Consider the following 19,628-nt stretch of genomic DNA (forward strand, 5'->3'; position numbering starts at 1 on the left):
AGATGAAACAGATAGTCATTATTGGCGGCGGCCAGGCCGGAGCCATGGCTGCGGCTGCGCTACGGGCACAGCAGTTTAGCGGCAGTATCACGTTAATCAGCGAAGAGCCCGAGTTGCCTTATGAGCGCCCTCCGTTGTCGAAAGACATGCTGTTGTCGCCAACACCGCAGTTGCAGGACATTCTGCCAGCCACGTTCTATGAAGAAAATCGCATTACCCTGCGCAGCAATAAGCGGGTAGTGGCCATCGATATCAACCACAACAGCGTAGTGCTGGCCGATGGTGAAGAGTTGGCGTGGGATAAATTGCTGCTCACGACCGGGGCTAAAGCGCGCCGCCTGGCGCAGTTGGATGCGCTGGGGGATAAATCGCACACTTTGCGCACGGCGGCAGATGCCCGGCGGTTGCGCAGCGTGTTGAACGCGGGCCAGCAGATTCTGATTGTCGGGGCGGGCACCATCGGCCTGGAGCTGGCGGCCAGCGCTACGCAGCGTGGTTGCCAGGTGACGGTAGTGGAACAGGCTCCAATAGTGATGGGGCGTAACGCACCGCCACCCGTGCGTGATTACCTGATGAATCTGCATCAGCAACATCAGGTGCGTTTTTGCCTGGATGCGCGGATCGAGCATGCAGCACTTGAGCAGGAGCGGGTGGTACTGACGTTGCAGAGCGGTGAACAGTTGCGCGGTGATGCGGTGATTTATGGCATCGGCATTGAGGCCAACGATCAACTGGCCGTTCAGGCCGGGCTGGCTACCGCGAACGGCATCATCGTTGACGACCAGTGCCGCACGTCGGTAGCCAATATCTATGCGGCTGGTGACGTCACTTTGCGCCGCCAGAATGGGCAACTGGTACGTCTGGAAACCTGGGACAACGCCAATCAACAGGCGCTGGTGGCGGCCTGCGCCATGCTGGATAAACCGTTACCCGCAGCGGTGCCGATGTGGTTCTGGACCGATCAATTTGACAGCAATATCCAGTTTGTTGGCGCGATGCACAGCGATCGCTGGCTGATGCGCGGGAATACCAAGGGGCACAGCGTGATCTGGTTTGCGCTGCAAGACGGCAGGCTGACCGGTGCGATTACGCTGAATCAAGGCCGGGAAATCCGCCATCTGCGCAAGTTGATCCAGCAGGGCATAACGCTGGATGAGAAACAACTGCTTGATCCGCAGGTGGCGCTGAAAAACCTGATTTAGCGGCTATGTGGAGTGTCTTGGCGTATGCCTGCTTCGATGCGCCGTGCGGTTTCCTGCAGAGTGGCCAGATGGCGTTCTGCCGCCTGCTCAATGGACATCGCTTTGGCGATATACACCAGATTCAGGCTGGCGATCACCCGCTGTTGACTATGGATGGGCACGGCAATTGAGGCGATTTTCTGTTCTTGCTGCCAACCCATGTAGTTTTCACCGTAACCGCGCTGCCGGATGCGTTGCAGAATACCCGCCAGGCGCAGTGGCTCGCGCGCCAGGCGGTATTCCACTTCATCGCGGGTGGCCAGCAGTGAGATCAACGCTTCCCGCTCATGGTCCGGGCAAAACGCCAGATAGGTCAGCCCGGAAGCGGTCAGCAGCAAGGGCAGGCGGCGGCCAACCATCGAGCGGTGGAACGACAGGCGGCTGAAACGGTGGGTGGTTTCACGTACCACCATGGCGTCGACATTCAGGGTGCTGACGTCGGTGGGCCATACCACCTCTTGCAACAGCTTCCCCAGCAGCGGGGCCGCGATGGCGGAGATCCATTGCTCATCGCGGAACCCTTCGCTCAATTCACGCACTTTGAGCGTGAGCTGGTAGCTGTCGTCCGAGGGGCTGCGGCGCACATAGCCCTCTTCCTGCAATGTTTCCAGCAGGCGGCGCACGGTGGTGCGGTGCAAAAGTGTGATGGCGCTCAACTGCGCAATGCTGGCACCGCCGTCCAACCGATTCAGCACGTTGAGTAGCGCCAATCCGCGCGTCAGGCCGCGCACGGTTTTGTATTCGGTATTGGGGTCGGTTTGCATTATTGGCCTCAATAAATCCTTTTAAAACAGTTATGTGCGCTTGGTGCACAGCTTAAGGAGTTTTCATTGTAGACGAAAAATTCGCCTCATATACTCCCAAAACAATAAAAAATTGTTAACAAGTGAGTAACCTATGCCCTACAACAATTCTTCAGAACACAGTCTGGTTGCCGATTACCAGGCTCAGGTGGCTATCGTCGGTGCTGGCCCGGTTGGCCTGATGATGGCGAATTATCTTGGTCAGATGGGGATTGAGGTTCTGCTGATCGAGAAGCTCGATACCCTGATTGATTACCCACGTGCCATTGGCATTGACGACGAAGCGCTGCGCACTATTCAGGCCGTTGGCTTGGTTGATAACGTCTTGCCGCATACCACCCCGTGGCACGCGATGCGGTTTCTGACGCCGAAAGGGCGCTGCTTTGCCGACATCCAGCCGATGACCGACGAGTTTGGCTGGTCACGCCGCAACGCCTTTATTCAGCCGCAGGTGGATGCCGTGCTGTTTGATGGCCTGAAACGCTTCCCCAAGGTGCGCAGCCTTTTCTCCCGCAGCCTGATGGCGTTCAGCCAGGATGCGAACGGCGTCACGCTGCAAATTGAGAATGACGAAGGCCAGTGCGAAACGGTGCGCGCCGCTTGGCTGGTGGCCTGTGACGGCGGCAGCAGTTTTGTGCGCCGTACTTTGGGCATCGCCTTTGAGGGTAAAACCGCTCCCAATCAATGGGTGGTGGTGGATATCGCCAACGATCCGCTCAGCACGCCGCATATCTATATGTGCTGTGACCCGGTGCGGCCTTACGTTTCGGCGGCGTTGCCCCATGGCGTGCGGCGTTTCGAGTTTATGGTGATGCCGGGTGAGACCGAAAGCGAACTGAGCAAGCCCGAGAAAATGCGCGAACTGCTGGCGAAGGTGCTGCCCGATCCCGAGCGGGTGGAACTGATCCGCCAGCGGGTTTACACCCACAACGCCCGCCTGGCCGCGCAGTTCCGCGTCGATCACATTCTGTTGGCGGGGGATGCGGTGCATATCATGCCGGTGTGGCAAGGGCAGGGCTATAACAGCGGCATGCGTGATGCCTTCAATCTGGCCTGGAAACTGGCGATGGTGGTCAATGAGCAGGCAAAAGAAACGCTGCTGAATACCTACCAGCAGGAACGCCGCGATCATGCCAAAGCGATGATCGATCTTTCTGTTACCGCCGGGCATGTGCTGGCTCCGCCGCGTCGCTGGCAGGGCAAACTGCGTGATGGTTTGAGCTGGGCATTCAACTACCTGCCGCCGGTCAAACGTTATTTCCTCGAAATGCGCTTTAAGCCGATGCCGCAATACCAAATTGGCGCACTGGTGGTGGGCAAAGAGAAAAACTCACCAACCGGGCGGATGTTTATTCAGCCGAGAGTCACGCTGGTTAACGGCCAGCAACGGCTGCTGGACGACGTCATCGGGCCGCATTTTGCCATTATCGCCTGGGGCTGTAACCCGCAGTGGGGCATGAGCGACGCACAGATCGCGCAGTGGCAAAAAGCGGGTACGCAATTTATTCAGGTGGTGCCAGAAGTGCAATTACCGGCCATCGGCCAACGCCCAGCCGGTGTGATTTGCCTCGGCGATACCACCGGGCGGCTCAAAGACTGGTTCGCCAGCCAGCAGCATTCGATTGTGGTGCTGCGCCCTGACCGGTTTATCGCCGGAATGGCGACGCCACAGACGCTCGGCAGCCTGATGGAAGCCCTGGCCGTAGCCGTTTCGCTCTCTTCCCCGCTGCTCACTCCCATTATTGAAAATAAGGTGGCTTGATATGAACGCTTATCTCCATTGCCTCTCTCACTCACCGCTGGTGGGGTACGTTGATCCGGCCCCTGCCGTGCTGGCCGAAGTGGAAAACACCATTGCTGATGCGCGGGAGCGGATCCACGCATTTGATCCTGAACTGGTGATCTTGTTTGCCCCGGACCATTACAACGGCTTTTTCTACGACATCATGCCGCCGTTCTGTATTGGCATGGCCGCCACGGCGATTGGGGATTTCGGCAGCGCGGCGGGCGCGATCCCGGTACCTGCCGGGCTGGCTGAAGCCTGTGCTCAGGCGGTGCTGGAGGCAGGGGTCGATGTGGCGGTGTCTTACTGTATGCAGGTGGATCACGGTTTTGCCCAACCGCTGGAGTATTTGCTCGGCGGCCTGGCGAATTACCCGGTGCTGCCGGTATTTATCAACGGTGTGGCCCCGCCGTTACCGAACTTCCAGCGCACGCGTCTGTTGGGGGAAGCTATCGGGCGCTTTGCCCGTGGGCTGAATAAACGCGTGCTGATGTTGGGCTCCGGCGGCTTATCGCACCAGCCCCCGGTGCCGCAACTGGCCGGGGCCGATGCGCATATGCGCGATCGCCTGTTGGGCAGTGGCCGCCAATTGCCGCCAGATGAGCGCCAACTGCGCCAACAGCGCGTGATTTCAGCCGCTCGTGCCTTTGTACAGGATGAGAACTCGCTGCATCCGCTCAACCCGGTCTGGGATAACCAGTTTATGGACATTCTTTCTAGCGGCAAGCTGGCGGAACTGGACGCGCTCGGTAATCAGGAACTGTCGGATATTGCGGGCCGTTCGACCCATGAGGTTAAAGCCTGGATGGCAGCTTTTGCGGCACTCTCGGCATTTGGCCCTTATCAGGCCGAAGGCCGTTATTACCGTGCCATCCCCGAATGGATCGCCGGATTTGGCTCCCTCAGCGCTGCTCCACGCGGCTGAAATCACCAAAATGACAGGAAGAGATCATGACATTATTTACTGAAGAAAATACCAGCCACTTTGTGCAAATCCGCGAAGGGGATGCCGATCTGCGTATCCATTACAACGACTGCGGCAGCGGCGCGGAAACCGTGGTGATGTTGCACGGCTCTGGCCCTGGGGCCAGCGGTTGGGCCAATTTCAGCCGCAATATTGAACCGCTGACGGCGGCGGGCTACCGCGTGATCTTATTGGACTGCCCCGGTTGGAGCAAAAGCGACTCGATCGTCAGTACCGGTTCGCGTTCGGATCTCAACGCCCGCATTCTGAAAGGGCTGGTGGACAAGCTGGATCTGCCACAGGTGCACCTGCTGGGGAACTCGATGGGCGGCCACAGCGCCGTAGCTTTTACCCTGAGCTGGCCGGAGCGCGTCGGCAAACTGGTGTTGATGGGCGGCGGTACCGGCGGGGCCAGCCCGTTTGTGCCGATGCCGACGGAGGGGATCAAACTGCTGCAAGGTCTGTATCGCGAACCGAACATCGACAACTTGCGCAAAATGATGAACATCTTTGTTTACGATCCTAGCGACCTGACCGAAGCGCTGTTTAAAACGCGCCTCGATAATATTCTGGCGAACCGCACTCACCTGGAAAACTTCATCAAAAGCCTGGAAATCAATCCGAAACAGTTCCCGGATTTCAGCCCGCGCTTAGGCGAAATCAAGGCCAAAACGCTGATTGTCTGGGGACGTAACGATCGCTTTGTGCCAATGGATACCGGCCTGCGTTTGCTGGCTGGCATTGCCGGATCGCAGTTGCACGTGTTCAGCAACTGCGGGCACTGGGCGCAGTGGGAACATGCGGAGACCTTTAACCGTATGGTGCTGGATTTCCTCAGCCATTAATCAGGGGGCGAGTTATGAGTGATTACAGTCTGGAGCAACTGGCCGAGGCGTTACGCCAGTCAGAAACCAGCGGCAAGGCAATAGAACCGTTACGCGATCGCCTTGGGGTTGGCAATGGTGAAGCTGCTTATGCCATCCAGCAACTGAATGTGCAGCATTGGCAGGCCGCTGGCCGCCGCGTGGTGGGGCGCAAAGTGGGCCTCACCCATCCTAAGGTGCAGCAGCAATTGGGGGTAGATCAGCCCGATTTTGGCACGCTGTTTGCCGACATGTGCTACGGCGATAACCAGGGCATTGCGTTTTCACGCGTGATGCAACCGCGCATTGAGGCAGAGATCGCCTTGGTGCTGAACCGCGATCTGCCGCATGCCGACACCACTTTCGACGAGCTGTGCAGCGCGGTGGAATGGGTGATGCCCGCGCTGGAAGTGGTGGGGAGCCGCATCAAAGACTGGTCGATCAAGTTTGTTGATACCGTGGCAGATAACGCCTCCTGTGGCGTGTATGTGCTGGGGGGGCCAGCACGCCGCTTGGCTGGGCTGGATTTGCAAAATTGTGTCATGAGCATGACGCGCAATAGTGAAGAGGTTTCGCGCGGGCGCGGTAGCGAATGCCTGGGGCACCCGATAAACGCCGCAGTCTGGCTGGCTCGCAAGATGGCCAGTTTGGGTACGCCGCTGCGGGCGGGTGATGTAGTACTGACCGGAGCGCTGGGGCCGATGGTGGCAGTGAACTCCGGCGACAGTTTTAAGGCAGAAATCGACGGTATCGGTACGGTAGCGACCTATTTTTATGAGGATAACGCGTCATGAGTAAGAGAAAAGTGGCGATCATCGGTTCCGGCAATATCGGCACTGACCTGATGATCAAAATAATGCGTAATGCCAAACACCTGGAGATGGGGGTGCTGGTGGGGATCGATCCGGAATCGGATGGTTTGGCGCGCGCACGCCGCTTGGGCGTACCGACCTGCCATGCTGGCGTACAGGGGCTGATCGCCATGCCGGAGTTTGCCGGGATCGACTTTGTGTTTGATGCCACCAGCGCCGGAGCGCACGTGAAGAATGACGCGGTGCTGCGGGCCGCCAAACCGGGGATTCGGCTGATCGATCTCACGCCTGCGGCGATTGGCCCTTATTGCGTGCCGGTGGTGAATCTGGAACAGAATCTCAGCCAGGGCAATGTCAACATGGTGACCTGCGGCGGGCAGGCCACGATTCCCATGGTGGCGGCGGTGGCAAGGGTGGCCAAGGTTCACTACGCCGAAATCATCGCCTCAATTGCCAGTAAATCTGCCGGGCCAGGCACCCGTGCCAATATCGATGAATTTACCGAAACCACCAGCAAAGCGATTGAAGCGGTGGGCGGAGCAGAGCGCGGCAAAGCCATCATCGTGCTGAACCCGGCAGAACCGCCGCTGATGATGCGCGATACCGTTTATGTGCTTAGCGAAGCGGTGGATCAGGCCAAAGTCGAGGCGTCGATCAATGAAATGGCTGCCGCCGTACAGGCTTATGTGCCGGGCTATCGCCTGAAACAGAAAGTGCAGTTTGATGTGATCCCGCCGGAAGCACCGCTCAATCTGCCAGGTATTGGCCGTTTTTCTGGCCTGAAAACCTCGGTATTTGTCGAAGTTGAAGGGGCGGCGCACTATCTGCCTGCCTATGCTGGCAACCTCGATATCATGACTTCTGCTGCGCTGGCGACCGCCGAGCGTATGGCTCAGGCGATGGGAGTACGGGTATGAACGGGAAAAAAATCACTATTTCGGACGTGACATTACGCGACGGGATGCACGCGATTCGTCACCAGTACACGCTGCAAAACGTGCAGGATATTGCGCGCGTACTGGACGCGGCCAAGGTGGATTCAATCGAAGTGGCACATGGTGATGGCCTGCAAGGTTCCAGCTTCAACTACGGTTTTGGTGCGCACACCGATCTGGAGTGGATTGCGGCGGCGGCAGACGTTACCCAGCATGCGAAAATCGCCACTTTATTGCTGCCGGGGATCGGCACCATTCACGATCTGAAAGATGCCTACCAGGCAGGCGCGCGGGTGGTGCGTGTGGCGACCCATTGCACCGAGGCGGATGTGTCAAAACAGCACATTGCCTATGCCCGTGAACTGGGGATGGACACCGTGGGCTTCCTGATGATGAGCCATATGACTACGCCGGAAAACCTGGCCAGCCAGGCCAAACTGATGGAAAGCTACGGCGCGACCTGTATCTATGTGGTGGATTCCGGTGGTGCGATGAATATGAACGATATTCGTGCCCGTTTCCGCGCGCTGAAAGCGGTACTGAAACCGGAAACCCTGACCGGGATACATGCGCACCATAACCTCAGCCTTGGCGTGGCAAACTCGCTTGTGGCGGTGGAAGAAGGCTGCGATCGCGTGGATGCCAGCCTGGCGGGCATGGGGGCCGGGGCGGGCAATGCGCCGCTGGAGGTGTTTATCGCGGCGGCGGATAAGCTTGGCTGGAACCATGGCACCGATCTGTATGCCTTGATGGACGCCGCCGACGATCTGGTGCGCCCGTTGCAGGATCGACCCGTACGTGTCGATCGCGAAACGTTGGCGCTCGGTTACGCCGGAGTCTATTCCAGCTTCCTGCGCCACTGCGAAGTGGCAGCGGCAAAATACGGCATCAACGCGGTGGATATTCTGGTGGAACTGGGTAAACGCCGGATGGTGGGCGGCCAGGAAGATATGATCGTCGATGTGGCCTTGGATTTACGCTCTCGCTGATTATCTTTGGAATAGTGAGTTGGTTAATTTGCGAACTTGATCACTTGACCGATCAAGTGATCTTACCCTATGTTGAGAACACCTTCTTTTCCGATCCAGGGAACGGTTCTTATGGGATTTATTCGCACGTTAAACGGTGATATTGCTGCCAACCAACTCGGTGTGACCTACAGCCACGACCATATCTATTGCATTCCGCCTTATTGGGTAGAGCGTCAGGATGACGATCTGCTGCTGGACGATCCCGCGGCTTCCGAGCGGGAACTGGCGGATTTCTATCAGGCGGGTGGGCGGGCCATTTACGATGCCACCGCCCCTGACTACGGTCGCCAGGTGGTGACGGTCGCTGAAATGGCCAAGCGCCAGCAGGTGCACGTGATTGCCACCACCGGTTTCAACAAAGGATTCCTCTGGAGCAGTCTCCGGCCCGGTTCAACACAGACCTTTGCCGACTGGATTGAACGCTCGTCGATCGATGCCTTGGTGGAGCATGTTTGCCATGAAGTCACTACCGGCATTGAAGGGAGCGATTATCGCGCGGGCATGGTGAAGTGCGGCACGGGTTACAACACCATTTCCTCATTAGAGCGCAAAACCATGGAGGTGATCGTCAGGGCCCAGCAACTGACGGGGGCTCCGATGCACAGCCATACGGAAATGGGCACCATGGGGCTGGAGCAGGCACAGATCTTTCAGGCTTTGGGGCTGGATTTGTCCCGCCTGTGTTTTGCTCATATGGATCGTAACCCCGATCCGTGGCTGCACCGCCAGATTGCCAACACTGGTGCATTCCTCTCTTTTGACGGCATGAGCCGTATCAAATACTACCCAGAACATATCCGCACGCAGGCCATATTGGCACTGTGTAAACGCGGCTATCAGAAACAGATTTTAATCGGCGGCGATTTTGCCCGTAAATCCATGAGTGCTCACTACGGCAAAGGCGGTTTGGGGCTGAAATTTATCCTGGCCGATTGGCGACCAAGATTTATTGCCGAAGCTCAGGAAGAGGGGCTGGATGGCGAAGCTTTGTTGCATGATTTCCTGGTCGAAAACCCTGCCCGTTATTTTGCTTTCGGCTAAGGGGGCATCATGAAGCTGCATGAGTTTAATGAGCAACAGGCCAAACAGGCGCTGGCAAAGGCGCAGATCGCTCTGCTGCCGTTGGGAGCGGTGGAGCCGCATGGCGATCACCTGCCGTTGGAGACCGACAATCTGTTAGCCGAACGCTTCTGTGCCTTGCTGGATCAGCAATTGGGGGAGGCGGCGATCAGCCTGCCGGTAGTGCCTTACAGCCAGGTGTGGTCACTGCGCGGGCATGCCGGGGCGATCGATATTGGCAATGAGCTGTTGGTACAACTGCTGGTGGCGCTGGCAGGCAATATGGCCAGCTATGGCATTGCTACTACAGCGGTGATCAATGCGCATTACGGCAATTTTGACGCCATCAAAGCCGCCGCAAGAATGCTGAAAGAACAGGGCATTACGCTGCTCAGCTATAGCTGGGCCGGGATGGACGCCTGCGCTAGCCAATTACGCACCTCTGCGGTTGCTTACCCTGGCTATATGCATGCGGATGAGATTGAAACATCCCTGATGCTGGCGCTGGCACCGGAACAGGTTGATATGGCGCTGGCGCGAGCGCACTACCCGCGATTCCCGGAAAACTTTCGCTACCGACCCGTGCGCTGGACGGAGTTTTCTGACTATGCGGTGCTGGGGGATCCGAGTTGTGCCAGCGAGGAGAAAGGGCAGGTATTGGTGCAGCAGGCGCTGGAGGCCACGCTGGCTTCCATCCGCCATCATTTGGCAGAGGGAGGCAGCCATGATCGTGCAACAAGCCATCAGTATTGATTATCCGGCCAGTAATGCGGAAGAAGCCATTCAAGCGGCGGGGAACGCATTGTGCCAGGCGGGGGCCTGCCAGCCAGAATATGTGCAGGCGATGGTCGCCAGTTACCGCGAGTTCGGCCCCTACTTTGTGATTGCCCCAGGTTTGGCGATGCCACATGCCCGCCCGGAACAAGGTGCCATCAAGGCGCAGTTCAGCCTGATACGGCTGCGCGAACCGGTAGTATTTGGCCATGCTGAAAACGATCCGGTGCAGGTGGTGCTTGGGCTGTCTGCCACCAGCAGCGAGCAGCATATCCAACTGATTCAACACCTTGTTACCCTGCTGGCAGACGAAGGTCACTTGCAGACGCTAATGAATTCCCGCGATCCCGAGCAGCTTTATCGGTTGATGGCTTAACACGGAGTGATGAGTAATGAAAATTCTGACGGTGTGTGGTTTGGGGATGGGATCGAGCCTGATTCTTAAAATGAACGTGGAATCAGTGTTAAAGCAGCACGGCATTCAGGCTTCTGTTGAGCATATGGATGTCTCTTCGGCGGCATCGGCCAGTGCCGATGTGGTGATCACCAATGCCGAGCTGGTGGACAATCTGCAACATATGCCTTGCCCGGTAGTAGTTGTTAATAACTATATCGATAGCAAAGAGATTGCCCAGGCATTGGAACAGGCCGGTATTCTGCAACAGGGAGCATAGCCATGAGTGAATTTCTGGGGGTATTGCGCTGGATTACGGTCAATATTTTTGGCGAGGCGTCTATTTTAATCGGCCTGATTGTGCTGCTGGGGCTGGTATTACAGGGCAAACCGCTGGCGGATATTGTCTCTGGCACGTTGAAAGGCATTCTGGGGTTCCTGATTATCGGCGCGGGGGCGGGCATTATCGTCTCGGCGCTGCTGATCTTTCAGCCTATCTGGACAGAAGTGTTCGGCCTGAGTTCGATGAATTTGACCAATATCATCGGGCAGGTGCATTTTACCGAGCGTTATGGCAGCAGCGTGACTGTCGCCATCGCTGGGGGATTCGCGCTCAACCTGCTGCTGGCGCGCCTGACGCGGTTTAAATTTATCTACCTGACCGGCCATATGATGTTCTGGACCACCATGATTTTTGCCGGTGTGCTGGTTAACAGCAATCCGGCGATTTCCGGCCTGCAACTGACGCTGATGCTGACGGTGATCATGGGGCTGTATTGGACGTTGCAACCGGCGCTGGTGCAGCCTTGGGTACGCAAAATTACCGGTAACGACAATGTGGCTTTAGGGCATACCTCGGCTTCCGTTGCGTTGCTGGGCGCGCTGTTCGGCCAGCTTTTCTCGGCGAATAAAATCAGTTCAGAAGATATCAAGGTGCCGAAAAAACTCGGTTTTCTGCGCGATTCCAACGTGGTGACCGCGTTGACCATGTCGCTGCTGTTCTTTATCGGCACCTTTATTCTGCAGATCAAAGGCACGCCCAAGGCGGCGGAAATTCTGGCGCAGTCTGGTGACTTGAGTTTCTATATTTATGCGTTAAAGCAGTCGTTGATGTTTACCGGCGGTATTGCGGTGGTGCTGCTGGGTGTGCGGATGTTTATTGGTGAGATGGTGCCTGCTTTTAACGGCATTGGCTCGCGGTTGGTGCCCGGTGCCAAACCCGCGCTCGACTGCCCGATCCTGTTCAACTTTGCCCCGAATGCGGTGGTGCTGGGCTTCGTCGGGGCGTTTATCGGTTCACTGCTGTGGCTCACCCTGATTGGCCGTTATACCGGTTATGTTTTCATTCCCAGCATGATTGTTATTTTCTTTCATGCTGGCACGGCGGGGGTATTTGGCAATATTACCGGCGGCTATAAAGGGGCGTTGCTGGCTGGGTTTATCACGTCCACCGTGGTGGCCTGGGGGCAATATTTCTGTGTCAGTTATTTCATCAGTAACACTATTCCTGATACCGCGCTGTGGGCCGGTGACAGCGATATGTTTATGCTGGCACCGCTGATTAGTGCGTTGACCAAGTTGCTGACATTCTGAATAGGTGAGGGAAAGTGATGAGCAAGGCATTGAGCCAATACTACGATCAGATCCGGCAGAAGTTAGCGCAATTGGAACAGCAACCGGAGACGATTCATCGAGCGGCAGAAGTGATGGCAGAAACGGCGCTGGCTGGCCGTAACCTGTTTGTGTTTGGTGCCAGCCATGCCGGTATTCTGGCAGAGGAGATGAGCTACCGGGCCGGTGGGTTGGCGATCGTCAACCCGTTGTTTACACCTGCCTTGATGCTCAACGTGCGGCCATTGACGCTGACCAGTGCGGTAGAGAATGTAGAACATCTGGGTAGAGTGCTGGTGGAGCAATCACCGTTGCAAGCGGGGGATACGCTGTTGGTCCATTCGGTTTCTGGTCGTAATGCCATTACCATTGATGTGGCTCTGGCCGCACGCGCCACAGGGGCCAAGGTGGTTGCCATCACCAGCCTCGCTACCGCCGCACGCGTCAGTTCGCGCCATTCCAGCGGCAAGCTGTTGGGGGATATTGCAGATATTACTATCGATAACCAATGCGACTATGGCGATGCCGCCGTCAGCCTGCCGGGGCTGGCGCAAAAAGCCGCGCCGTTATCGACCATTATGGGGGCGACTATCGCCAACAGTCTGGTGTTGCGCATTTGCGAACTGATGCAGCAGCAACAGCGCACGCCGCCGATTTTGGCGAGTGCAAACATAGACGGTAATCAGCAGATAAATCAGGATATACTTGACGCTTACAGGAGCCAAATACACTACCTCTGAGTGGAGCATGAGTATGTTTGAGTCTGACGGACTCCCACTGTATCTCAGGATAAAAGGCATTATCCTACAACGAATTATCACCTTTACTTATGAAGATAAACTTCCCGGTGAGCTGCTGCTCGCCGAGGAGTTTAAAGTCGCGCGCGGTACCATCAAACAAGCGATTGATTCACTCGCCAGCAGCGGCATGCTGTACCGCGAGCAGGGTAAAGGCACCTTTATCAATCGTGATGCGTTGCATAAGCACTATACCGATCTGCCGGAGGCCTTGGTGGCTTTCAATTCTGCAACGCCGGTTGAAGCCGAGATCCTTTCCCTGCTCTCGACCATGGCCAACCAAGAGGTGGCCGAGCGGATGGGGTTGGATTTGGGCAGCCAACTGATGCGCCTTGAACGTCTGTTTATGCAAGGGGAGAAGGTGGTTGGCCATGCGGTCACCTACTTGAATGGCCGGGTTTATAACGATCTGAGCCATGTTGACAATAGCAGCCCACTGTATGAGCAACTGCGGGAAACCTTCGGTTATTCGCCGACCAAGGCCGAGGAGCGTTATTCCCCGGTGATCTGTGATGCCAAATTAGCCAATCTGCTGAAAATCGAGCAGGGGTGCGCACTGTTCAGAATCGAGCGCATTGCCAGTAACCTGGATGATGTGGTGCTCGAGTACAGCATCACACATATGCAGGATGCGGCATTATCGTTACAGATCGTGGCTAATCAGAGCGTGGTGCACCAGCAGTGGAATTGTACCATCGATAAAGCGCGGTAAGTTTTATCGATGGTGTTCGCGATACGGCAAGGACGCCGAGAATTGGTATTAACACTGTTATTCGCACTTTAAAAGATTCGAGCTAAAGCGAATAGCGTGAGTGTAATAACCTGACGTTAAGAGTCCGTATTATGCTGTGGAAATGTCAGGTCTTTTTTGATGCCAATAATTTATTATTTCCAAACAAAACAAATAGTTGATTTTTTAGGGGCGAGGAGAAAATATTCTTCAATAGATTGAGTGTGTGAAAAAATACAAATAAATTTTTACTAATAAGTGTATCACTTTGCTATATTTTAATTGAAATAAGGTGGTTAAAGAATTCTGTTTAAAAAACTCCATGTGTTTGATGTTTAATATATTTGCTGGTTTCTCTCTAGGTTTCCTTGAGCCATTAAGGCTGCATGCGAAGAGTTGAAGGCGCTTTGGCGAGCTTGTTTAAATTTGTTAATAATAGAGGTGCCCGTGTCGCGTCTACCTACAGTAAGCCATCTGAAAATTTTTGAAGCCATCATTGAGCATGGCGGCGTCCATGCGGCAGCAAAAGCGTTAAACATGACTCAACCGAATATGTCCCGTTCTCTGCGTGAGTTGGAGGCAATACTGGGGTCAGAACTGATGATCAGGGGCCCCCGGGGGATGGTGCTGACCGATTTGGGAAGGTGCTTCGAATTGCGTGTTAAATTAGTGCTGCGCGAGTTGGAGCTTGCAGTCAACGAAGTGAAGCAGGTGGGAGAGTTGCATCAAGGGCATGTTGCATTTGGCTGTTCCCATCTCAAAGTATTCAAATTTATCTCCAATGCCGTTACTGGTGTTCTGCAAGCTTACCCGAATGCAGATATATCACTTTATGAAGGCCAGCAATCTGAGATACTGCCAGCCCTCCGTGAAGGGAAGATGGATTTTTTTATTGGCATAATCTCTAGTGCAATATCGTTAGGGGAGTTTATCGAAGAACCTCTTTTTTCCTGTTCATTCGGCGTTATTGCCAGAAAAGGCCACCCTTTGGCACAGGCCACCTCCGTGGCGGAGCTTCGCAAAGCCAGATGGTATCTCCCCGTTGCCGATGCCGGATATTACAATGAGATGGAGGCGCTTTTTTTCCCTGCGGGAGTTGAATCTACACACTCAATATTGAAGGGAGATTCGGTTGCCGTCGCTGAACACCTGATTTTAGAATCCGACTATCTGTCGATCAGCCCTAAGCTGATTGAGCATACTGACTCCATGAAAGATCTCTTTTGCTTTATCCCACTAAAAGAAAAGTTGCCCGATGGCCACTACAGTTTGATCTACCGCCAACAGACCTTGTTATCACCGTTAGCGCGGCTTTTAATCGCAGAAATCCGTAAAGAGTGCAGTAATGATATTGCCATAAACAAAGGCCGGAGCGTTTCCAGCGTCAGCCTTTTATATGGCAAGCATTGAGTCAGGGCGGTATTAATTCAGGATCCCGTTTAGCACCAGCATAGCGATCATCCCGCCAGCTGCAGGGATCAGCGTGCGGCGCACGATCATAAACGGCGAGCATTCACCGGCTTTACTGACGGCAATAATCACCCCGGCGACTGGGGAAATCGATCTTCCCATCCCCGCCATCAGCTGCATTGGCAGGATCATGCTCACGGCGCTTTCGCCAAATTTGGCGGCAATACCGGGGGCCAAGCCAGAAAACGAGAAGAAAGCGGCGACGCCAGAGCCTGTCAGGGCTGCGGTTACGCAGACCAACAGGGCCATGACGACGGTCATATTGCCAAAACCAAAACCGGCAGCCTGAACGGTCTGGATGATAAAGTCGACGGCACCAATGATTTGCAGCCCTTGCGCAAAAACGTCGGCACAGACCAGCAGGGAAACGATGCTGGTAAACATTGAACCCATTCCCTTGAAGAACACCTGAAGGCCTTTACAGGCCGCTTTGAAATCCCGTCTAACCAGCAGTTCGCAGAAAAACGCCAGCATTGTGCCAATAATCATCGCGGTAACCACGTCAATCTTGATGCTGTTGATAACCAGTGGGCTGAACACAATCACCAGAATCACCGGGAAAATAGGCAGGAAAGCGTAGAAGGCTGGCACCTTTTCTGTACTTTCGTGGGTTGATGGCTGGTGATGTTGCTGGGCAACCACGTGCCCGTCTTTGGCATCAAAATAGCGTGCGGTGAAGAAGATGAGCACGGCAACGACCAACATCACCCCGGTTGCTACCGGCAACTGGTAGTGGGCAAAATAGACTGCGGTTTCCATACCGGCGTGTTTCGCTGCCAGGTTAGCGGTGCCTACCGCCGGACCAAGATCCATAAAGGCCGACATACCGATCATTGAGGCCGCTGCGGCTTTGCTGACGCCTAAACGCACCAGCACCGGGAAGAAGGTCACCAATAGCAGCATAGCCAAACCTGCTGCACTGGAGATCGCTACGTGTAGTAACTGTGAAAGGATGTAGCCGATCGCCAGAATCAGATAGGGGGCTTTGATCATTTGCAGCGGTTTAATGCACAGATTCACCATCGAGTTAGAAGCTTTGATGTGATCCATATAATCGGCAAAGCCGCCTGCCGCCATAATAATTAAGCCGATACCGGCGATCTGGGTGGTTAAGGATTCCTTCACAAACGCGAAAATGTCCCCACCGACCCAGCCGATGGATTTTGCTTTGCCGTACAGTATGGATTGCTCTGGGAAAAAGACTGCCGTAATGAGTAATAAACTTAACCCAGCCAGCAGCAACACGGCTTGTGGCTGATAGTTTTTGATAATAAACCAGGCGGCAAATGCGGTAATGATCATGCCGATGATAAATCCAGTCATCATGAGCCCCTTCAGTGATTGGCAATAAATTCACGCAGCAACGCGTTGTAGTATTCTGGCGCCTGGAAATAAGGCGCATGGCCCAGGCCAGGCATGTCAATGTGCTGGGTGTAAGGCACCAGCGCTAACAGTTCGGCTCTCAGTTTCGGCTGCACAACGGCATCTTTTTCGCCGGTCAAAATAAGCGTAGGTGCGGTTATTTGCGGCAGCAGAGGGCGGTTATCCGCCAGTTGCAGCATGCGTGTGGCCCGCTTTAGGCCTTCAAGATTGGTTTCAGCCGCAATGCCCGCCGCATAGTCCAACACCGCAGCAGGGACATCGGGGAAGGGGAGCAAATCACGTGCACGATTTTTGCCATAGGCTTCGCGGCCAATTTCTGCCAGCTCTTTCAAGCGGATCGCCAGTTTTTCTGAGGTAGGGGCGCTAGCGGGTGCGCCATAGCCTGGATGAGTACAGGACAAAACCAGGCTTTTTACTTTGCTGGGGTGGCGGGCTGCGTAGCGGCTGGCAATGGTTCCCCCCATCGAATGCCCGACCAGGGAAACTTGTTCTGCACCCAAGTGTAAAATCAGCTCATGCAGCATCTGTTCATAGGCAGCAATATCGTCGGCGACCAAGGCGGAATCGGCATAACCCGGTGCATCCCAGGCGGCGACGCGATAAGTGGGCGACAGTGCGGCAAATTGGAATGGCCAGGCTTTGGAGCTGCCGAGAATACCGTGCAGGAAGAGAATGGTTTCACCTTCACCCGTGGCGCGGAAAGATAAATCTCCTTGTGAAGTGGTCATTATTTGTTGCTCAGGACAAACAGGAATTTCTCGGTTTTCACTATTCATAATAAAATCTCGTTAATTAAATGCTATGTTCTAAATCCTCTTAGTGGTGCTTTAGAGGTAAATAAAACCCTTGAGCGAATGAGTTTTCAGGTAAAGCTCACCCGAAAATAAATCCGTGATTTATATTTTTAGCTAAAGGTTAATTAACTACTGCTTATTAAATACATTAAAAGCTTCAAATAAAGATTCCATAACGTGGAAGTTATCACCCAGTTGGTTATCGGTGACTTCCCCCATGTAATTAACCAGCGCTTCAATCAGCACGAACCCGGCGCTACGGCTGCTGAACAACCCGCTGTGCTGGCTCTCCATCAGCAGCAGCGCGGTGGCAAAGTGGCTGAAGGGATTGACGGCGTTATCAGTGATGACAATGGTGTCGCCACGGTTTTGATAAAACCATTTGATCAGCCGCGTGGTGACGCTGGAGAAACGGTAATAAGAGATAGCAAGTAACACGTCACCTTTACGTGAGTCGATTAATTTATGGGGCAGGTTGGCTATATTGGCATCAAGTAGCACAATATCTTTCTTGATATAGCGACCCAGCAGATAGAAATACTCTGCCAACGCGTGAGCCGTAGCGCTACCAATCACATATAACCGCTTTTCTGGATCGCAAATGAGCGAAATAGTTTTCTCCAGATCCTTTCTGTTAATATTTTTTAGCGTATTATTAATGTTATTGGTGATCTCGCCACAATGCTTCTCTATATAGTCGATGCCATTATTTATGTTGTTCTTTTTATTAAAACGCTCTATCGGTGAAATGTTTCTGCGCTGCTCGGGTTCAATGGTGGCTCCCTTAAAATCGCGGAAGCCGTTGAAGCCGATTTTCATCATAAAGCGGCCCAGCGTTGACTTGGCAATCTGGACTTCATTACAGATATCAATGACTTTACTGTAGGGGATTGACTCAAAATGCTTGTCAAAGTAGTCGATGATGCGTCTGTCGGTCTCGGTAAGGTTGCCGAGGTTGGCAATGCGTTGAGAGAAATCAGCTCTGTTCATGTCCCCTTTCCCTCTTGGCTAATCCTTTACCCATTAGTAACAAAACCCAACAAGGAAAAAAGGGGAATCAAAAATTCCCTTGCCAGAAATGTGTGTCATCTCTCATTCCTTGCCGATTGGCTGCATTGTGCGATCAGGCAGCTAAGCTTTTGTCACTCGGCGGGGGGGGCTTGAGATCGGAGGGGCAGAGGTGCCCCCGCACAACATCGTTGATCAACCTGGTGCAGGGGAGGGGTTCAGCCGTGGGAAGGCGTTACTTTTTTTCTACGGCAGCCTGAATGGCATCAGCCAGAGAGCCAATATATTTCTCTGCCGTTTTTAATTGGTACTCAACACCGTTGCCATCATTGGTGTCAGACAGCGTTGCCTTCAAGAGTTCCAGTGCCGCCTGTACGGCCAGCAATCTGCGCTTTTGCTCTTCTGTTGGTGCGAGCCCGGAGCCAAAATAATTCTCTAACATATTCGTTTTCCTTTGCTAGACCTACCGAAATGGCAGACAACCCGCTACATATTGAAGTTATCCGCGCATTTTTCAAGGCATTTCCTGAATATTTTGCTCTGGATTCAGCGGGGGACGGTTTTTTTCCGTCGAGGCGTGGATTGCCCAATCAGAAGTTACATCTATCAGGTTACGCTTACTTTTACATGACAGTTCTATACATTTTTGCTGGTAGTTTAGAGCTTACCCGATGATGTTGTGTTATTTCTTTTTTGTAGTGTATAAAAATCCCCATTGACGTTTATCCCGCCTTGTGCGGGATTTTTTTTATAGACTGCCATGACTGCTCGTTTGCTGATTTTGTTAACCTCGCCAATTTGTCTTACAGTTTTATTGTTGCGCTGCTGTAGAACTTTCAGGAAAATAAATATACCCGGCATACTTCAAGTTGCCTGGGCGAGGGAAGCCAACAGCCAAGCAACTTGAAGTATGGTGAGGATTAAGCTATACACTGTTAGCTTGAGTCGATGAGCTATATTTAAAGTGATGAATGTTTAACTGGTTATTATATAAGACTTTTCTGATATAAAAGTGCGCCCATCAATGTGAACTTCTAATTCCGTAAGAGTGAATTAAGCTGATTCCATTAAATAAGGAGTTGTACAGTTTCTGACTGATTCATTTGGCTTTTCAGATGAGAACTCGTTTTGTCATTCTCATTTTGCCGGGAAAAGAATATGCATAAAGTTTTTGTG

The 19,628-nt window shown here is 53.9% G+C and carries 21 protein-coding genes; 16 read left to right on the plus strand and 5 right to left on the minus strand.

The genetic code is table 11. The annotated features are described in order from the left end of the window. Nucleotides 1-2 precede the first annotated feature (2 nt). Nucleotides 3-1,202, plus strand: coding sequence for a 3-phenylpropionate/cinnamic acid dioxygenase ferredoxin--NAD(+) reductase subunit (gene hcaD, locus IV04_RS14665; RefSeq protein ID WP_037394387.1), 1,200 nt, complete (start codon nt 3-5; stop codon nt 1,200-1,202). Here hcaD and IV04_RS14670 read toward each other — a convergent pair. Continuing rightward, nucleotides 1,199-2,005 carry a DNA-binding transcriptional regulator gene (locus IV04_RS14670; protein WP_037394386.1) on the minus strand — a complete coding sequence of 269 codons (807 nt, stop codon included), beginning with the start codon at nt 2,003-2,005 and terminating at the stop codon, nt 1,199-1,201. The genes hcaD and IV04_RS14670 overlap by 4 nt on opposite strands. A 133-nt stretch (nt 2,006-2,138) precedes the next feature. Between IV04_RS14670 and IV04_RS14675 the strand changes: the two genes are divergently transcribed. From IV04_RS14675 to IV04_RS14740, 15 genes are all read left to right on the plus strand, one after another. Continuing rightward, complete coding sequence (locus tag IV04_RS14675) at nt 2,139-3,806, plus strand: bifunctional 3-(3-hydroxy-phenyl)propionate/3-hydroxycinnamic acid hydroxylase (RefSeq protein WP_051916814.1); 1,668 nt, start codon at nt 2,139-2,141, stop codon at nt 3,804-3,806. A gap of 1 nt (nt 3,807) precedes the next feature. Continuing rightward, complete coding sequence (gene mhpB / locus IV04_RS14680; RefSeq protein WP_037394384.1) at nt 3,808-4,752, plus strand: 3-carboxyethylcatechol 2,3-dioxygenase; 945 nt, start codon at nt 3,808-3,810, stop codon at nt 4,750-4,752. A gap of 26 nt (nt 4,753-4,778) precedes the next feature. After that, entirely contained in the window at nt 4,779-5,636 is an 858-nt protein-coding gene (locus IV04_RS14685; protein ID WP_037394381.1) for an alpha/beta fold hydrolase, read from the plus strand. Between the two features lie 14 nt (nt 5,637-5,650). Next, complete coding sequence (gene mhpD / locus IV04_RS14690; RefSeq protein ID WP_037394378.1) at nt 5,651-6,448, plus strand: 2-keto-4-pentenoate hydratase; 798 nt, start codon at nt 5,651-5,653, stop codon at nt 6,446-6,448. Then, a complete protein-coding gene (locus IV04_RS14695) occupies nt 6,445-7,383 on the plus strand; it encodes an acetaldehyde dehydrogenase (acetylating) (RefSeq protein WP_037394375.1) in 939 nt (312 codons plus the stop codon). Before mhpD ends, IV04_RS14695 begins: the two co-directional genes overlap by 4 nt. Beyond that, complete coding sequence (mhpE, locus tag IV04_RS14700; RefSeq protein ID WP_037394373.1) at nt 7,380-8,390, plus strand: 4-hydroxy-2-oxovalerate aldolase; 1,011 nt, start codon at nt 7,380-7,382, stop codon at nt 8,388-8,390. Before IV04_RS14695 ends, mhpE begins: the two co-directional genes overlap by 4 nt. Nucleotides 8,391-8,501: 111 nt before the next feature. After that, nucleotides 8,502-9,473 (plus strand): phosphotriesterase, encoded by a 972-nt coding sequence (locus IV04_RS14705; protein WP_037394370.1) that lies wholly within the window; start codon nt 8,502-8,504, stop codon nt 9,471-9,473. Between the two features lie 9 nt (nt 9,474-9,482). Continuing rightward, nucleotides 9,483-10,244 (plus strand): creatininase family protein, encoded by a 762-nt coding sequence (locus IV04_RS14710; RefSeq protein ID WP_037394367.1) that lies wholly within the window; start codon nt 9,483-9,485, stop codon nt 10,242-10,244. Continuing rightward, on the plus strand, nt 10,216-10,641 hold the full coding sequence (locus IV04_RS14715) for a PTS sugar transporter subunit IIA (protein WP_037394366.1): 426 nt from the start codon (nt 10,216-10,218) through the stop codon (nt 10,639-10,641). The genes IV04_RS14710 and IV04_RS14715 overlap by 29 nt, the downstream gene beginning before the upstream one ends. A 16-nt stretch (nt 10,642-10,657) precedes the next feature. Continuing rightward, a complete protein-coding gene (locus tag IV04_RS14720; protein ID WP_037394364.1) occupies nt 10,658-10,939 on the plus strand; it encodes a PTS sugar transporter subunit IIB in 282 nt (93 codons plus the stop codon). A gap of 2 nt (nt 10,940-10,941) precedes the next feature. Continuing rightward, nucleotides 10,942-12,252: a PTS ascorbate transporter subunit IIC gene (locus tag IV04_RS14725; RefSeq protein ID WP_037441067.1), complete on the plus strand. Its 1,311-nt coding sequence runs from the start codon at nt 10,942-10,944 to the stop codon at nt 12,250-12,252. A 17-nt stretch (nt 12,253-12,269) separates the two neighbouring features. Continuing rightward, the gene (locus IV04_RS14730) at nt 12,270-13,010 is read left to right on the plus strand and encodes a sugar isomerase domain-containing protein (protein WP_037394358.1); all 741 of its coding nucleotides are present in this window, start codon (nt 12,270-12,272) and stop codon (nt 13,008-13,010) included. Between the two features lie 13 nt (nt 13,011-13,023). Then, entirely contained in the window at nt 13,024-13,779 is a 756-nt protein-coding gene (locus IV04_RS14735) for a GntR family transcriptional regulator (RefSeq protein ID WP_037394917.1), read from the plus strand. A 5-nt stretch (nt 13,780-13,784) separates the two neighbouring features. Further along, nucleotides 13,785-13,865: an IS1-like element transposase gene (locus IV04_RS27125; protein WP_072010901.1), complete on the plus strand. Its 81-nt coding sequence runs from the start codon at nt 13,785-13,787 to the stop codon at nt 13,863-13,865. Between the two features lie 379 nt (nt 13,866-14,244). After that, nucleotides 14,245-15,207 (plus strand): LysR substrate-binding domain-containing protein, encoded by a 963-nt coding sequence (locus IV04_RS14740; protein WP_072010897.1) that lies wholly within the window; start codon nt 14,245-14,247, stop codon nt 15,205-15,207. Nucleotides 15,208-15,219: 12 nt separating this feature from the next. On the opposite strand, the gene dcuC is transcribed toward IV04_RS14740, so the two are convergent. The 4 genes from dcuC to IV04_RS14760 form a co-directional block, all read right to left on the minus strand. Further along, the gene (gene dcuC / locus IV04_RS14745; protein ID WP_037394357.1) at nt 15,220-16,590 is read right to left on the minus strand and encodes a C4-dicarboxylate transporter DcuC; all 1,371 of its coding nucleotides are present in this window, start codon (nt 16,588-16,590) and stop codon (nt 15,220-15,222) included. A gap of 11 nt (nt 16,591-16,601) precedes the next feature. Then, nucleotides 16,602-17,378: an alpha/beta fold hydrolase gene (locus tag IV04_RS14750; protein ID WP_051916815.1), complete on the minus strand. Its 777-nt coding sequence runs from the start codon at nt 17,376-17,378 to the stop codon at nt 16,602-16,604. A 195-nt stretch (nt 17,379-17,573) separates the two neighbouring features. After that, on the minus strand, nt 17,574-18,434 hold the full coding sequence (locus IV04_RS14755) for a MurR/RpiR family transcriptional regulator (protein WP_037394354.1): 861 nt from the start codon (nt 18,432-18,434) through the stop codon (nt 17,574-17,576). A 253-nt stretch (nt 18,435-18,687) separates the two neighbouring features. Further along, a complete protein-coding gene (locus IV04_RS14760) occupies nt 18,688-18,894 on the minus strand; it encodes a hypothetical protein (protein WP_037394352.1) in 207 nt (68 codons plus the stop codon). Between the last annotated feature and the right edge of the window lie 734 nt (nt 18,895-19,628).

Origin of the sequence: Serratia sp. Ag1, assembly GCF_000743355.1 — a bacterium.
GTDB lineage: Bacteria > Pseudomonadota > Gammaproteobacteria > Enterobacterales > Enterobacteriaceae > Chania.

What these genes read in the sequence shown, in the direction of transcription:
- hcaD (WP_037394387.1), top strand. Translation starts at nt 3, where the DNA reads ATGAAACAGATAGTCATTATTGGCGGCGGCCAGGCCGGAGCCATGGCT.
- IV04_RS14670 (WP_037394386.1), bottom strand. Translation starts at nt 2,005, where the DNA reads ATGCAAACCGACCCCAATACCGAATACAAAACCGTGCGCGGCCTGACG.
- IV04_RS14675 (WP_051916814.1), top strand. Translation starts at nt 2,139, where the DNA reads ATGCCCTACAACAATTCTTCAGAACACAGTCTGGTTGCCGATTACCAG.
- mhpB (WP_037394384.1), top strand. Translation starts at nt 3,808, where the DNA reads ATGAACGCTTATCTCCATTGCCTCTCTCACTCACCGCTGGTGGGGTAC.
- IV04_RS14685 (WP_037394381.1), top strand. Translation starts at nt 4,779, where the DNA reads ATGACATTATTTACTGAAGAAAATACCAGCCACTTTGTGCAAATCCGC.
- mhpD (WP_037394378.1), top strand. Translation starts at nt 5,651, where the DNA reads ATGAGTGATTACAGTCTGGAGCAACTGGCCGAGGCGTTACGCCAGTCA.
- IV04_RS14695 (WP_037394375.1), top strand. Translation starts at nt 6,445, where the DNA reads ATGAGTAAGAGAAAAGTGGCGATCATCGGTTCCGGCAATATCGGCACT.
- mhpE (WP_037394373.1), top strand. Translation starts at nt 7,380, where the DNA reads ATGAACGGGAAAAAAATCACTATTTCGGACGTGACATTACGCGACGGG.
- IV04_RS14705 (WP_037394370.1), top strand. Translation starts at nt 8,502, where the DNA reads ATGGGATTTATTCGCACGTTAAACGGTGATATTGCTGCCAACCAACTC.
- IV04_RS14710 (WP_037394367.1), top strand. Translation starts at nt 9,483, where the DNA reads ATGAAGCTGCATGAGTTTAATGAGCAACAGGCCAAACAGGCGCTGGCA.
- IV04_RS14715 (WP_037394366.1), top strand. Translation starts at nt 10,216, where the DNA reads ATGATCGTGCAACAAGCCATCAGTATTGATTATCCGGCCAGTAATGCG.
- IV04_RS14720 (WP_037394364.1), top strand. Translation starts at nt 10,658, where the DNA reads ATGAAAATTCTGACGGTGTGTGGTTTGGGGATGGGATCGAGCCTGATT.
- IV04_RS14725 (WP_037441067.1), top strand. Translation starts at nt 10,942, where the DNA reads ATGAGTGAATTTCTGGGGGTATTGCGCTGGATTACGGTCAATATTTTT.
- IV04_RS14730 (WP_037394358.1), top strand. Translation starts at nt 12,270, where the DNA reads ATGAGCAAGGCATTGAGCCAATACTACGATCAGATCCGGCAGAAGTTA.
- IV04_RS14735 (WP_037394917.1), top strand. Translation starts at nt 13,024, where the DNA reads ATGTTTGAGTCTGACGGACTCCCACTGTATCTCAGGATAAAAGGCATT.
- dcuC (WP_037394357.1), bottom strand. Translation starts at nt 16,590, where the DNA reads ATGACTGGATTTATCATCGGCATGATCATTACCGCATTTGCCGCCTGG.
- IV04_RS14750 (WP_051916815.1), bottom strand. Translation starts at nt 17,378, where the DNA reads ATGACCACTTCACAAGGAGATTTATCTTTCCGCGCCACGGGTGAAGGT.
- IV04_RS14755 (WP_037394354.1), bottom strand. Translation starts at nt 18,434, where the DNA reads ATGAACAGAGCTGATTTCTCTCAACGCATTGCCAACCTCGGCAACCTT.
- IV04_RS14760 (WP_037394352.1), bottom strand. Translation starts at nt 18,894, where the DNA reads ATGTTAGAGAATTATTTTGGCTCCGGGCTCGCACCAACAGAAGAGCAA.